This window comes from Microbacterium oleivorans NBRC 103075, assembly GCF_001552475.1.
Taxonomy (GTDB): Bacteria; Actinomycetota; Actinomycetes; order Actinomycetales; family Microbacteriaceae; genus Microbacterium; species Microbacterium oleivorans.
Genome location: NZ_BCRG01000008.1, coordinates 1 through 12,992 on the forward strand (window position 1 = coordinate 1; position 12,992 = coordinate 12,992).

A 12,992-nucleotide genomic window follows, 5' to 3' on the forward strand; every position below is an offset into this window, starting at 1 on the left:
CCGAGCCCAGCGAGCCGGTCGCAGGCGGGGACGCCGAAGCGTGGGCGACCGTGACGCTGAGCGCCACCAGGGTCGAGCAGGGTGGGTCGTTCCGCGCCGAGGTGTCGGGCCTGACCGCGGGGCAGCGGATCACGGCGACGCTGTTCAGCGATCCGATCGTGATCACCGGGATTCCGGCAGCGGACGCCGACGGTCGCCTTGCGTTCACCGTCGCCGTCCCGGACGACCTCGAGACCGGCGCCCACACTCTGGTCCTGCGCACCGACGGCGAGGAGGACATTCGCATCCCGATCACCGTGGTCCTGGCCGGGAGTCTCGCGAACACCGGCGGCGACCCCGTGCCACTCATCGCGCTGGTCGGCGGAGCGGGCGTCCTGCTGGTGCTCGGCGCGATGCTGATGCGCCGACGTCGTCAGCAGGTCTGATCGTGTGACAGTGACGGCCCTCGCCGACAGGCGGGGGCCGTCACTGGTGAACGGATGCCGCGGTCAGGCGTCCCAGCGTCGCAGCAACGCCGCGAGCGCCTGCCCGCCGCCGATGCACATCGTCACGATCGCGTACTCCCCACCCGTCCGCTGCAGCGTCAGCGCGGCGCGGACGGTCAGGATCGTGCCGGTCGCACCTACGGGGTGGCCGAGCGCGATCGCGCCACCGTACGGATTGGTCCGTTCCGGATCGAGCCCCGTATCGCGCATCACCGCGATCACCTGCGACGCGAACGCCTCGTTGAGCTCGACCGTCGCGACGTCGGCAGGACTCAGCCCCGTCTGGGCGAACAGCTTCCGGAGCGCGAGTGTCGGCGCGTACCCCATGATCGCCGGGTCGAGCGCCGCGGTCGTGACGGCCTCGATCGTCGCGAGTGCCGGCAGTCCCTCGGCACGCACGTCGGACTCGCGCATCAGCACGGTCGCCGCGGCGCCGTCGTTGATGCCCGACGCGTTCCCCGCCGTCACCGTGCCGTCCGCGGTGAACGCCGGGCGCAGCCGTGCGAGCGCCTCGAGCGTGGTGTCCGGACGCGGATGCTCATCGAGCGTCACCTCCACGGGCCGCCGGTCGGTGGTCGTCGTGGCGACGATCTCCTCCCCGAACGCGGCGCGCGCGGCATCCGTCGATGCGCGACGCTGGGACTCGACGGCGTAGGCGTCCTGCTCAGCGCGCGTCACGGCGAACCGCTCGGCGACGGTCTCGGCGGTCGTCCCCATGTGCCGACCGCTGAACGGGTCGGTGAGCATCGCAAGGGTGCCGTCGAGCAGCTGGCGGTGCCCCAGGGTGGCACCCGAGCGGGCATCCATGTCGTAGAACGGCATCCGCGTCATGTTCTCGGCACCGCCCGCGACGGCGGCGTCGATGCCGCCCCAGCGCAGCTCCTGCGCCGCCGACCAGATGGACTGCAACCCCGACCCGCACAGCCGGTTGACCGTGAAGGCGGGGGTGTCGTCGGCGAGACCGGCGGCGAGCGCGATGCGCCGGGCGATGTACGCGTCGCCCGCGACCTGACCGATCGTCCCGATCACGACCTCGCCGACACGCGCGGAGTCGACTCCGGAGCGCCCGAGCGCGGCCGACACGGCCTGCGCTCCGAGTTCGTGGGCAGGAGTGCCGCGGAACGCACCGTCGAACCGGCCGACGGGGGTGCGTGCTCCGGCGACGACGACGATGCGCTCGACACTCATCCGGCGGCTTCCTCCGGCCGCTCCAGCGCCTCGACCTCGGCGGCATCCGGAACGTAGCCCTCGATGTGCCGTTCGTTCGAACCGCTGTACGCGGCGAGGGGACGGATGAGTGCGTTGGATGCCTGCTGTTCCATGATGTGCGCCGTCCAGCCGGTGATGCGCGCGGCGATGAACAGGGGCGTGAACGTCAGCGTGTCGAAGCCCATGAGGCTGTACGCCGGACCCGACGGATAGTCGAGGTTCGGGTAGATGCCCTTCCGCGACACGAACTCGGACTCGAGCGTCTCGTAGAGCTCGGCGACGTCGGGGCGGTCGTAGTGCGCGACGAGCGTGTCGAGCGCGGCCTTCATCGTGGGCACGCGCGAGTCGCCGCGCTTGTAGACGCGGTGACCGAACCCCATGATCTTGCGCTTGGCGGCGAGGGCGTCGTCGAGCCAGGCCACGACGGCGTCGGCCGAACCGATCTCGTCGAAGATATGCATGACGGCCTCGTTCGCGCCGCCGTGGAGCGGTCCTTTCAGCGCGCCGATCGCACCGACGACGGACGAGTACAGGTCGCTTAGCGTCGACGCGATGACGCGGGCGGTGAACGTCGACGCGTTGAAGGAGTGCTCGGCGTACAGGATCATCGAGCGGTTGAACGCGTCGACGACGGCCTCGTCGGGCTCCTCGCCGAACGTCATCCAGAGGAAGTTCGCGGCGTAGCCGAGGTCCTCCCGCGGCTCGACGATCTCCTGGCCGCGGCGACGGCGCTGACCGTACGCGACGATCGCGGGGAGGATCGCGAACAGACGGATGCTGCGGTCCAGGTTCTCCGCCGGGGTGCCCGCGGCATCCAGCACGTTCGCGATACCCGCGGTCTCGAACGATCCGAGCAGGCTCACGACGGTTCGCGCCTCGTCCATCGGGTGCGCCGAGGTCGGCATCGCGTCGATGAAGGCGCGGATGTCGTCGGGAAGCGAACGGTTCGCCCGCTCGACCGCCTGCAGTTCGGCGAGCTGATCGGCCGTCGGCAGTTCGCCGTGCCACAGGAGGTACGCGACCGCTTCGAACGGCTGCGTCGCGGCCAGCTCCTGAACGGGATAGCCCCGGTACAGCAGCGAGTTCGTCTCGGGGTTGACCTTGCTGATCGCCGTCGTGTCGGCGTGGACGCCGGCCAGGCCCTTCTTGATGTCGGGGTCGGTCATGCTCGCTCCTGCTCCTCGACCGTCATCGGTCGATCCGGAAAGTGAAGACGTTCGTGTCGAAGTGGTTGTACGACTCGTAGTCGATGAGGTCGTACAGATCGGCGCGGTGCTGCATCTCGCCGAGACGGGGCGTGAGGTGCCCCTCATCGATCAGCGTATCGAGCGCACGCTCGGCCGCGCCCATCGCGATCCGCAGGAGCGACACCGGCCAGATGACGATGTTCACCCCGACGTCTCGCAGCTGATCGACGGAGAAGAGGTCGCTCTTGCCGAACTCGGTCATGTTGGCGAGGATCGGCACGTCCACGGCGGCCCGCACCGCGGCGAACTCCTCGAGGCTCCGCATGGCCTCGGGGAAGATCGCGTCGGCGCCCGCGTCGACGAGTTTGCGGGCGCGGTCGGTCGCGGCATCCAACCCGTCGACGGCGCGGATGTCGGTGCGCGCCATCACGAGGAAGTTCGGGTCGCGGCGCGCGTCGACGGCGGCACGGATGCGCTTGAGCGCCGTGTCCTCGTCGACGACCGCCTTGCCGTCGAGGTGGCCGCACCGCTTGGGGTTCACCTGGTCCTCGATGTGCGCACCGGCGATGCCGGCGTCCTCGAGGGTCTGAATCGTCCGCGCGACGTTCATCGGCTCGCCGAAGCCTGTGTCGGCGTCGATGATCGCGGGCAGCTCGGTCGTGCGGGCGATCTGCTGACCGCGAGCGGCGACCTCGGTGAGCGTCGTCAGCCCGATGTCGGGCAGTCCCAGGTCGGCCGAGAGGACGGCGCCCGAGATGTAGACACCCTCGAACCCCTTCCGCTCGATGAGTCGGGCCGACAGCGGGTTGAACGCGCCGGGGAAGCGGAGGAGCTCCCCGGTCGCGAGCCGCTCACGGAAGAGGCGGCGCTTCTCGTGCGCGGGAGTCTGTGCGTACAGCATCAGCAGGCCTTCCTCTCGACGGACTGTTCCGTCCTCAGCCTCGACGGATCGGAGCCCCCGACCGGGACCGCGGAATCCCGCGGATGCAGACCGCCGCCCGGCCGAACGCGCGAGCGCAGAGACTGAATCCCGAACGCCCGGCCCATCAGACCGATCATCAGAAGAGTCCCTTCGGTGCCGGCGCGGCCTCGAGGACGCCCGCCTTCGCGACGACGTCGAGCTGACGCACCTCTTCGGCGGTCAGCTCGGGCAGCCGCTCGACGAGCGCGAGGAACCGGTCGATCTCGGCGGGTTCGAGTACGGGCTCGGCCAGCAGGCGGAACTTCCGGACGTAGTCCGCCCGCGCGAATGGGCGGGCGCCGAGCGGGTGCGCGTCGGCGACGGCGATCTCGTCGACGACGGTAGAGCCGTCGGTGAGGGTGATCTCGACCCGACCGCCGAACGCCTTCTCGTCGGGGTCCTCCGAGTGGTAGCGCCTCGTCCACTCAGGATCCTCGGCGGTCGTCACCCTGTGCCAGAGCTCGACCGTGTCGGGCCTGCCGGCGCGCTCGGGTGCGTAGGAGTCGACGTGGTGCCAGCCGCCGTCCTGCAGCGCGACGGCGAAGATGTACGGGATCGAGTGGTCGAGCGTCTCGCGCGACGCGGTGGGGTCGTACTTCTGCGGGTCGCCGGCGCCCGAGCCGATCACGTAGTGCGTGTGGTGGCTGGTGTGCAGCACGACCGAGGCGATGTTCGCCGGGTCGCGCAGCTCGGGACGCTCGGTGCCGAGCTTCCGGGCCAGGTCGATCCACGCCTGCGCCTGGTACTCGGCCGAGTGCTCCTTCGTGTACGTGTCGAGGACGCCGCGCTTCGGTTCGCCTGCGGCAGGCAGCGGCACGTCGTACGCGGCGTCCTTGCCGTCGAGGAGCCAGGCGATGACGCCGTCCTCCCCCTCGTAGATGGGCGAAGGGGAAGTCTCGCCGCGCATCGCCCGGTCGACGGCCTCGACCGCCATCTTCCCGGCGAAGGCGGGAGCATGCGCCTTCCACGTGGAGATCTCGCCCTTGCGCGACTGTCGGGTCGCGGTCGTGGTGTGGAGGGCCTGTCCGACGGCCTGGTAGATCGTGTCGACGTCGAGGCCGAGGAGGGTTCCGATGCCGGCGGCGGCCGACGGGCCGAGGTGGGCGACGTGGTCGATCTTGTGCTTGTGCAGGCTGATCGCGCGCACGAGGTCGACCTGGATCTCGTAGCCCGTCGCGAGCCCGCGGACGAGTGCCGCACCGTCGGCACCGACGTGCTGCGCGACCGCGAGGATCGCGGGGATGTTGTCACCCGGGTGCGAGTACTCCGCGGCCAGGAACGTGTCGTGGTAGTCGAGTTCACGGACGGCGACGCCGTTCGCCCACGCCGCCCATTCGGGGCTCGTGCGGGTCTCGTTCGGGACGCCGAAGACCGTCCCGCCGTGACCGTTCGCCGACACCGGGTGCGACAGCGCCTGCGAGCGTGCGGCGCTGACGGGGCGACGGGTGAGGGATGCCGCGGCCACCGCCGCGTTGTCGATGATCCGGTTGACGATCATGTCGACGACGTCGGCCTCGACGGCGACCGGGTCGACGGCGACCCGCGCGATCTTGTACGCGAGCTGCTCTTCGCGGGGCAGGGGTTCGTCGCTGCGGTACACGCGGACGTGGTGGGTGACAGTCATGTCGGTTCCTCCGGAGAGTCGGTGGTCAACGAATCGAGAATCGAGGTCAGGGCGTTGTGCAGGTGGACATGCGTCGCGTGGGCGGCGAGGTCGACGTCGCCCGCCGCGATCGCACGCGCGATGAGCTGGTGTTCGGCGACGGAGGCGATCAGCCGCTCGGGCTTGTCGCGCGCCAGCCGGCGCACGCGGACGAGGTGCGTCCGAACGGTCCGGAGCGCCGAGCTGAGGTAATCGTTGCCGACCGCGGCATCCAATTCGGCGTCGAACCGACCGATGAGGCGGTAGTAGGCGTCGGCGTCGGATGCCGGTCCGCCCGCGGTCTGCGTCGCCGCGAACTCCTCGGCGAGCGCATCGAAGACCGCCCGATCGGCGGTTCGCGCCGCGAGCCTCGCCGCGGTCTCCTCGAGTGCGCGGCGCACGTCGAAGAGGGCGCGGATGTCGTCGGCATCGATGCCGCTGACCGCCGTCACTCGAGGCGACACCTGGGTGACCAGGCCGTGGGAGGCGAGCCGGGCGAGCGCTTCGCGGAGCGGGGTCCGGCTCACGCCCAGGCGTGCCGCCTGCTCCGCCTCACCGAGCACGGTGCCTGGGGCGAGCGCGCCGGACTGGATCTCGTCGAGCAGGGTTGCGTACGCGCGATCGCTGGCGCGCTTCCCGTGACTCACTCCATCAGTGTATGCACTGTCGTGCTCGAGTGAGTCTAGAAAGAGATATCAGAGCGCTTGGGTATACACACAAGTGCGACGGACGAATCAGCCGCGCCAGCCTGCGACCAGTGGGCCGACCGCGTCGAGACCCCGGATCGCGGCATCCGCATCGGTCCGCGCGAGGGCGAGAGCGGCGATGACGAGGGATGCCGTGGCTTCGGCGAGCGGCGAGGTCGACGCCGGCGTGAGGTCGGGACGGGCGGCGGCAACCCCGGTCGCGACGGCGCCACGCACGTCGTCGAGGTAGGCGTTGACCAGCTGACGGACCTCGGGTTCATCGTCGACGAGGGGGCCGCAGGCCGCATTGATGAGGAGGCATCCCGACCGGGCGCGCGACGACCCGTCGGCGATCGCCCCGCGCATGCCGGCGATGTACTCGCTGAGCGCTTCGGGACCGGGCTCGGAGTTCCGGAGCGGCTCGAGTCGCACGCGCACCACCTCGTCGAGGTACCGGGCCACGACCGCCTCGAAGAGACCCTTCTTGCTGCCGAAGGCGTGGTAGATGCTCGATCGCTTGAGTCCGGTCGCCTGTTCGAGCTCGCCGATGCCGGTTTCGGCGTAGCCGCGCGCCCAGAAGACGTCGCGCGCGGCGCGGATGACGTCGTCGCGGTCGTATGCGCTGGTGCGACCCATGGTGGATCCTCTCGGTCACTCGTAGTATATTGTACCGATCGTTACAAAATGACGCTATGGAGGAAAACATGCGCGCAGTCACCCACCCCGTTTTCGGCGAACCGGCCGACGTCCTCGAGACGACCGACGTCTTCGACCCGACGCCCGGTGCCGGCGAGGTCCGCGTACGTCTCCTCGCATCGCCCATCCACAACCACGACCTGTGGACGATCCGCGGCACCTACGGCTTCAAGCCCGAACTTCCCGCCCGCTCCGGCACCGAGGCTGTCGGCGTCGTCGAAGAGCTCGGCGAGGGTGTCGAGAACCTCCAGGTCGGCCAGCGCGTCGCCACCGGCGGCACCTTCGGCGTGTGGGCCGAGCAGTTCGTCGCTCGCGCGGCAGGCCTCATCCCCGTCCCCGAGGGCCTCCCCGACGAGCAGGCCGCTCAGCTGGTCTCGATGCCGTTCAGCGCCATCAGCCTCATCGACTTCCTCGACCTGAAGCCCGGTGACTGGATCGTCCAGAACGCCGCCAACGGCGCCGTCGGCCGGATGGTCGCCCAGATGGGTCGTGCTCGCGGCCTCAACGTCGTCGGCCTCGTCCGCCGCAGCGCCGCCGTCGCGGAACTCGCCGAGCAGGGCATCGACCGCATCGTCGCCGTCGACACCGACGACTGGCAGGACCAGGTCGCCGAGATCACAGGCGGCGCCTCGATCGTCGCCGGCGTCGACTCGGTCGGCGGCGAGTCGAGCGGCCACGTCCTCTCCCTCCTCGGCGAGAACGCCACGCTCGTCGTCTTCGGCGCGATGGACGCTCCCGTCATGCAGCTCGCCTCGGGACCGGTCATCTTCCGCCACATCACGATCAAGGGCTTCTGGGGCAGCAAGGTCAGCACCGAGATGGATGCCGCCAAGCGCGGCCAGCTGTTCGGCGAGCTCGCTCAGCACCTCTCGTCCGGCGTCCTGACGCTGCCCGTTTCGGCGACGTTCCCGCTCGAGCAGGCGCGCGAAGCCGCCCGCGCGAGCCTCACCGCCGGTCGCGTCGGCAAGGTCCTGCTGCGCCCGTGAGGCGCGACCCGCGCGCAGCCACCGTGTCGCGCGCGGGTAGCGTGGTCGGGTGACCGATTCCTCCCGTTATGTCGTGGCCACCGACGGCGCCTGCAAGGGCAACCCCGGACCGACCGGATGGGCGTGGGTCGGTGAAGACGGCCACTGGGCCGCGGGCTCCGTCATCCAAGGCACAAACAACGTCGGCGAGCTGCTCGGACTCCTGAAGGCGATCGAGGACCACGCCGACGTCAGCGAGCTCGTCGTGCAGGCCGACTCGAAGTACGCCATCGACACCTATGAGAAGTGGATGGACGGACACCGCCGGCGCGGCTGGAAGACCTCGACGGGCGCGCCGACGAAGAACGTCGACCTCCTGGAGCAGCTGATCGTCGCGCGCGACGCCCGCCGGGCCGCGGGGCTCCCCGACGTCGTGCTCGAGCACGTCCGCGGCCACCGCGGCCATGTCCTCAACGAGTGGGCTGACGAGCGCGCCGTGCGCGGGGCGGAACACGCGGCATCCGGCAAGGAGTCGGCATGGTCCTCGCTCGGCGGCCGTCACGAGAAGCTCGACGTGTCCGAGGCGCCCAAGAAGAAGCGCTGACTCAGCGAGCCTGGGCGAGCACGTCACCCAGCCGGTCCAGTGCGGGCCGCTGGCCCTTCACCACTCGCTCGCGCGCGCGGTCCAGCGGCATCCATTCGGCCCGGTCGACCTCGGGGAACGATGCCGTTTTGCCCGACCGCGGCGGCCATTCCATCTCGAACTCACCGAAGACGAACTCGGATGCCTCGAACCCCGATCCGTCGACGACGAAGACCGTCACGCGCTTGCCCGATGAGTACGCGAACGTGCCGAGCTCGGCGTAGTCGGCCTCGGGCGGCTCGACGCCGAGCTCCTCGCGGAACTCCCGCTTCGCGGCATCCAGCGCATCCTCGCCCTCGTCGAGTTCCCCCTTCGGGATCGACCACGCACCCTCGTCCTTCTTCGCCCAGTACGGCCCGCCCATGTGAGCGACGAACGCCGACACCCCGCCCGTTCCGTCGAGACGGTAGAGCAGGATGCCGGCGCTGTGCGTGGCCACGGACGGGCGGCGCTCGTCAGATCAGGCGCGCCTTCGGCGAGACGGAGTACGTCTCCTCCGGGTCGGTGACCGCGACGGGTGCTAGCGCGTCGTTGATCGCCGCGTACGTGTCGTCGTCGAGTTCGATACCCGAGGCCTTGACGGTGTCCTCGAGCTGCTCGGGACGCGACGCCCCGATGATCGCCGCGGCGATGTTCGGGTTGTGCAGCACCCAGGCGAGGGCGAGCTGCGGCATCGTGATGCCTGCCCCCTCGGCGATCGGCTGCAGCTTCTGCACGGCGGTGAGGGTCTCATCCTTCATGAAGCGCTTGATCATGTCGGATCCGCCCTTCTCATCCGTCGCGCGCGAGCCTTCGGGCAGCGGCTGGCCGGGCTGGTACTTGCCGGTCAGCACGCCCTGCGCCAGGGGCGACCAGACGATCTGCGAGATGCCGAGCTCTTCGGAGGTGGGGACGACCTTGCCCTCGATGACCCGCCACAGCGCGGAGTACTGCGGCTGGTTCGAGACGAGCTGGAAGCCGAGCTCCTTCGACAGCGCGTGTCCGGCGCGGAGCTGCTCGGCGGTCCACTCGCTGACACCGATGTAGAGCGCCTTACCCTGGCGGACGATGTCGGCGAACGCCTGCATCGTCTCCTCGAGCGGAGTCTCGTAGTCGTAGCGGTGCGCCTGGTAGAGGTCGACGTAGTCGGTGTTCAGTCGCTTGAGCGAGCCGTTGATGCCCTCGAGGAGATGCTTGCGCGACAGACCGTGGTCGTTCGGCCCCTTGGGACCGGTCGGCCAGTAGACCTTCGTGAAGATTTCGAGTGACTCGCGCCGCTGGCCCTTCAGCGCGTCGGCGAGAACCGACTCTGCCGCCGTGTTGGCATACGCGTCAGCCGTGTCGAACGAGCTGATACCGAGATCGAGGGCCTTGTGGACCGTCGCGATCGCCGCGTCGTTCTCGACCTGCGATCCATGCGTGAGCCAGTTGCCGTAGGTGAGTTCCGTGACCTTGAGGCCGCTGTTGCCGAGAAATCGATAGTTGACCATGGCTTCGACGCTACTCCCGCCGCCCGCGGGTGGGGCGCGGCCTTGACACGGTCACGCCGACAGCGAAAGCGAACGGCCCCGCACCCGTCGGCGGAAAGGTAAGGCTTACCTTGCTACCATCGATCATCGACGTCCCCGGCCCCCCGACGAGAGACCATCGATGCCCTTCCCCCGCCGTTCCGCCCTGCTCGCCACCTTCACCGCCCTCGCGCTCGCCCTGTCCGGATGCGGCGCTTCTGAGGTCGTCACCGAGAAGGCGGCCGCGACCGGCGAGCGCTCGACCGACTACCCCGTGACGATCCAGAACTGCGGCCGGACCGTCGAGGTCGATGAGGCGCCGCAGCGAGTCGTCTCGCTCGACCAGAACTCCACCGAGATCCTGCTGTCTCTCGGCCTCGCCGACCGCATCGTGGGCACCGCGTCGTGGACCGACCCGGTCCTCCCCTCGCTCGCCGACGAGAACGCGAAGGTGCCGCGCCTGGCCGACAACGCACCCACGTACGAGGTCCTGCTCGGCGCCGACCCCGACTTCGTGACCGCCTCGTTCGGGCGCCACTACGCCGAGGGCGGCGTCGTCACACGAGACCGGCTCGCTGAGACGGGCATCGGCTCCTACCTCTCCCCCACCGACTGCGCCGATGACCGCAGCGTCAACGCCGGCGGAACGCGCACGACCGCGCTGACGGTCGACGATCTCTACACCGAGATCCGTGAACTCGCGACCATCTTCGACGTCCCCTCCCGCGGCGACGCACTCATCGCCTCGCTCGAGAAGCGCGCCGCAGCGGCCGTGGAGGGTGTCGATTTCGGCGGCCAGAAGGTCGTCTTCTGGTTCGCCGACACCCGCACGCCGTACATGGCCGGTGGCCGCGGAGCAGCCGCGATCCTCGCCGACAAGACGGGGATGACGGGTGCGTTCGCCGACCAGACCGACGACTGGCCGGCCGTGTCGTGGGAGGCCGTCGTCGACGCCGACCCCGACGTCATCGTCCTCGGTGATCTGCAGCGGGACCGCTTCCCCGGCGACCGCCTCGACGACAAGATCGCCTTCCTCGAGAACGATCCCGTGACCCGCGTCCTCCCCGCCGTGAAGGAGAAGCGGTTCATCGCCCTTCACGGCGCGGAGATGAACCCCTCCATCCGCTTCGTCGACGGGCTCGAGAAGATCCGCACGTGGTGGGACGAGAACGAGGCAGGGCGCTGACTTCCGCCGCCGTCCTGCCGCAGCGCAGGACCCGCCGCATCCCGACCCTCGTGCTCGCGACGGTCGCTTCGCTCGGCGTCATCATCCTCACGATCGCTGTCGCGCTGACACTCGGGCCGGCGAACGTGTCCCTCGTCAACGTCCGCGATGTCATCACGAATCACCTCGGCGTCACCGACATCCCGGTGCGCGTCGCAGCCGATGCGATCGTCTGGCAGGAGCGGCTGCCGAGGGCGCTCGTAGCCGCCGCGTGCGGCGCAGGCCTCGGCCTCTGCGGCGTCATCCTGCAGTCGCTGCTGCGAAACCCGCTCGCCGACCCATTCGTCCTCGGCGTCTCATCGGGAGCGTCGACGGGCGCCGTTCTGTTCGGCGTGTTCGGTCTCGGCGGCGGTGTCCTCACCCTGTCGGGCGGCGCGTTCGCGGGAGCGCTCGTCGCGTTCGCCCTCGTCCTCGTCATCGCGCGTTTCACCGGCGGCGGCACCGCCTCGTTCGTCCTCGCCGGGATCGCTGCCACCCAGTTCTTCTCCGCTCTCACCTCCCTCGCTGTGTTCGCGTTCGCCGACTCCGATGAGACCCGCGGCGTGATGTTCTGGCTGCTCGGCTCTCTCGAGGGCGTCCGCTGGGATGACGTCGCGCTCTGCGCCGCCGTCGTCCTCCTCGGCGCGATCGTCGCGTTCGCCTCGGTGCGCCCGCTCGACGCGTTCGCGTTCGGCGACGACGTCGCGGCATCCCTCGGCATCCACGTCGCACGCACTCGAATGCTGCTCCTCGTCCTCACCGCGTTGATCGCCGCGACCCTCGTCAGCGTCGCCGGCGCGATCGGGTTCGTCGGGCTCGTCCTCCCGCACGCCGCACGCCTGCTCGTCGGCTCGCGTCACGCCCGCGTCATCCCCGTGACGATCGCCCTCGGCATGGTCTTCATGATCACGGTGGATGCCGTCTCCCGGGTCGCGTTCGCGCCGGTGCCGCTCCCGGTGGGCGTCGGCACGGCGCTCATCGGCGTGCCGGTCTTCGTCGCCCTCCTCGTTCGGCGGAGGAGGCGCGCATGAGTCTCGTCGCGGAACACGTGTCGTGGCGTCGCGGCGGGACGCTCGTCGTCGACGATGTCTCGCTCGCGCCGACGCCCGGATCGGTCGTCGGACTCCTCGGCCCCAACGGCTCGGGCAAGTCCTCGCTCCTCCGCGTCCTGCAGGGCATCTCCCACCCGGACGCCGGCCGCGTGCTCCTCGACGGGTCCGACATCCGTCACCAGCGCCGCCGCGACCTCGCTCGCAGCGTCGCCGCCGTCACGCAGCACGCGACGACCGAGGTCGACCTCACGGTCCGCGATGTCGTGCGGCTCGGCCGCACCCCGCATGCCTCGCTCTGGGGTTCGAACGGCGCCCGCGACGACGCGATCGTCGACGCCGCCCTCGCGCAGGCGGGTCTGACCGCGAAGTCGGACTCCCGGTGGCACTCGCTCTCAGGCGGGGAGCAGCAGCGGGCACAGATCGCGCGGGCCCTCGCGCAGGAAACCCGCGAGCTGCTCCTCGACGAGCCGACGAACCACCTCGACATCCGCCACCAGCTCGAGCTCCTCACGCTCGTGAGGAGCCTTCCGGTGACGGTCGTCGTCGCCCTGCACGACCTGAACCTCGCCGCGATGTTCTGCGACGAGGTGCTCGTCATGGCCGCGGGCCGGGCTGTTGCGGCAGGCCCGCCGGCCGAAGTCCTCACGGACGGCCTCATCGAAGAGGTCTACGGCGTGAAGTGCCGCGTCACGATCGACGGCGGTCGGCCGTCGATCGCCTTCACGCCACCGGCGTGAGGAAGAACACACACGCCACCGGCGTGAGGAAGGACACA

Annotated in this window: 14 protein-coding genes; 6 read left to right on the top strand and 8 right to left on the bottom strand. The window is 70.0% G+C overall.

All coding sequences use genetic code 11. The features are described from left to right. Positions 1 to 425: LPXTG cell wall anchor domain-containing protein (locus tag MO1_RS08965; protein ID WP_157526402.1), on the top strand; the 425-nt coding region annotated here is incomplete at its 5' end. A 63-nt stretch (positions 426 to 488) separates the two neighbouring features. Here MO1_RS08965 and MO1_RS08970 read toward each other — a convergent pair. From MO1_RS08970 to MO1_RS08995, 6 genes are all read right to left on the bottom strand, one after another. Then, a complete protein-coding gene (locus MO1_RS08970; RefSeq protein ID WP_036309751.1) occupies positions 489 to 1,673 on the bottom strand; it encodes a thiolase family protein in 1,185 nt (394 codons plus the stop codon). Then, a complete protein-coding gene (locus MO1_RS08975; protein ID WP_036309749.1) occupies positions 1,670 to 2,860 on the bottom strand; it encodes a bifunctional 2-methylcitrate synthase/citrate synthase in 1,191 nt (396 codons plus the stop codon). Before MO1_RS08975 ends, MO1_RS08970 begins: the two co-directional genes overlap by 4 nt. Positions 2,861 to 2,882: 22 nt before the next feature. Beyond that, complete coding sequence (prpB, locus tag MO1_RS08980; protein WP_036309748.1) at positions 2,883 to 3,782, bottom strand: methylisocitrate lyase; 900 nt, start codon at positions 3,780 to 3,782, stop codon at positions 2,883 to 2,885. A 157-nt stretch (positions 3,783 to 3,939) separates the two neighbouring features. Further along, positions 3,940 to 5,466 (bottom strand): MmgE/PrpD family protein, encoded by a 1,527-nt coding sequence (locus MO1_RS08985; RefSeq protein WP_036309746.1) that lies wholly within the window; start codon positions 5,464 to 5,466, stop codon positions 3,940 to 3,942. Further along, entirely contained in the window at positions 5,463 to 6,131 is a 669-nt protein-coding gene (locus MO1_RS08990; RefSeq protein WP_036309744.1) for a GntR family transcriptional regulator, read from the bottom strand. The genes MO1_RS08985 and MO1_RS08990 overlap by 4 nt, the downstream gene beginning before the upstream one ends. 87 nt (positions 6,132 to 6,218) lie before the next feature. Continuing rightward, a complete protein-coding gene (locus MO1_RS08995) occupies positions 6,219 to 6,806 on the bottom strand; it encodes a TetR/AcrR family transcriptional regulator (RefSeq protein WP_036309742.1) in 588 nt (195 codons plus the stop codon). 68 nt (positions 6,807 to 6,874) lie between these two features. Here MO1_RS08995 and MO1_RS09000 point away from each other — a divergent pair, with 68 nt between their 5' ends. Next, the gene (locus MO1_RS09000; protein ID WP_036309741.1) at positions 6,875 to 7,852 is read left to right on the top strand and encodes a zinc-binding dehydrogenase; all 978 of its coding nucleotides are present in this window, start codon (positions 6,875 to 6,877) and stop codon (positions 7,850 to 7,852) included. Between the two features lie 49 nt (positions 7,853 to 7,901). After that, on the top strand, positions 7,902 to 8,435 hold the full coding sequence (locus MO1_RS09005) for a ribonuclease H family protein (RefSeq protein WP_036309740.1): 534 nt from the start codon (positions 7,902 to 7,904) through the stop codon (positions 8,433 to 8,435). A 1-nt stretch (position 8,436) separates the two neighbouring features. Here MO1_RS09005 and MO1_RS09010 read toward each other — a convergent pair whose 3' ends face one another. After that, positions 8,437 to 8,913, bottom strand: a complete 477-nt coding sequence (locus MO1_RS09010) for an NUDIX hydrolase (RefSeq protein WP_060915838.1) — start codon at positions 8,911 to 8,913, stop codon at positions 8,437 to 8,439. Positions 8,914 to 8,929: 16 nt separating this feature from the next. Continuing rightward, a complete protein-coding gene (locus MO1_RS09015; RefSeq protein ID WP_060915839.1) occupies positions 8,930 to 9,943 on the bottom strand; it encodes an aldo/keto reductase family protein in 1,014 nt (337 codons plus the stop codon). 160 nt (positions 9,944 to 10,103) lie between these two features. On the opposite strand from MO1_RS09015, the gene MO1_RS09020 reads away from it, so the two are divergent. Genes MO1_RS09020 through MO1_RS09030 form a run of 3 tightly spaced genes read left to right on the top strand, consistent with a single transcriptional unit; the run spans position 10,104 to position 12,954 of the window. Further along, positions 10,104 to 11,147 (top strand): ABC transporter substrate-binding protein, encoded by a 1,044-nt coding sequence (locus MO1_RS09020; protein ID WP_036309736.1) that lies wholly within the window; start codon positions 10,104 to 10,106, stop codon positions 11,145 to 11,147. Next, positions 11,120 to 12,196: a FecCD family ABC transporter permease gene (locus MO1_RS09025; RefSeq protein WP_036309845.1), complete on the top strand. Its 1,077-nt coding sequence runs from the start codon at positions 11,120 to 11,122 to the stop codon at positions 12,194 to 12,196. Before MO1_RS09020 ends, MO1_RS09025 begins: the two co-directional genes overlap by 28 nt. Further along, on the top strand, positions 12,193 to 12,954 hold the full coding sequence (locus tag MO1_RS09030; protein WP_060915840.1) for an ABC transporter ATP-binding protein: 762 nt from the start codon (positions 12,193 to 12,195) through the stop codon (positions 12,952 to 12,954). The genes MO1_RS09025 and MO1_RS09030 overlap by 4 nt, the downstream gene beginning before the upstream one ends. The last annotated feature ends 38 nt before the right edge of the window (positions 12,955 to 12,992 follow it).

Excerpts from the sequence above, each read along its gene's own strand:
- MO1_RS08970 (WP_036309751.1), bottom strand. The coding sequence starts at position 1,673 with ATGAGTGTCGAGCGCATCGTCGTCGTCGCCGGAGCACGCACCCCCGTC.
- MO1_RS09030 (WP_060915840.1), top strand. The coding sequence starts at position 12,193 with ATGAGTCTCGTCGCGGAACACGTGTCGTGGCGTCGCGGCGGGACGCTC.
- MO1_RS08985 (WP_036309746.1), bottom strand. The coding sequence starts at position 5,466 with ATGACTGTCACCCACCACGTCCGCGTGTACCGCAGCGACGAACCCCTG.
- MO1_RS08975 (WP_036309749.1), bottom strand. The coding sequence starts at position 2,860 with ATGACCGACCCCGACATCAAGAAGGGCCTGGCCGGCGTCCACGCCGAC.
- MO1_RS08995 (WP_036309742.1), bottom strand. The coding sequence starts at position 6,806 with ATGGGTCGCACCAGCGCATACGACCGCGACGACGTCATCCGCGCCGCG.
- MO1_RS09020 (WP_036309736.1), top strand. The coding sequence starts at position 10,104 with ATGCCCTTCCCCCGCCGTTCCGCCCTGCTCGCCACCTTCACCGCCCTC.
- MO1_RS09000 (WP_036309741.1), top strand. The coding sequence starts at position 6,875 with ATGCGCGCAGTCACCCACCCCGTTTTCGGCGAACCGGCCGACGTCCTC.
- prpB (WP_036309748.1), bottom strand. The coding sequence starts at position 3,782 with ATGCTGTACGCACAGACTCCCGCGCACGAGAAGCGCCGCCTCTTCCGT.
- MO1_RS09015 (WP_060915839.1), bottom strand. The coding sequence starts at position 9,943 with ATGGTCAACTATCGATTTCTCGGCAACAGCGGCCTCAAGGTCACGGAA.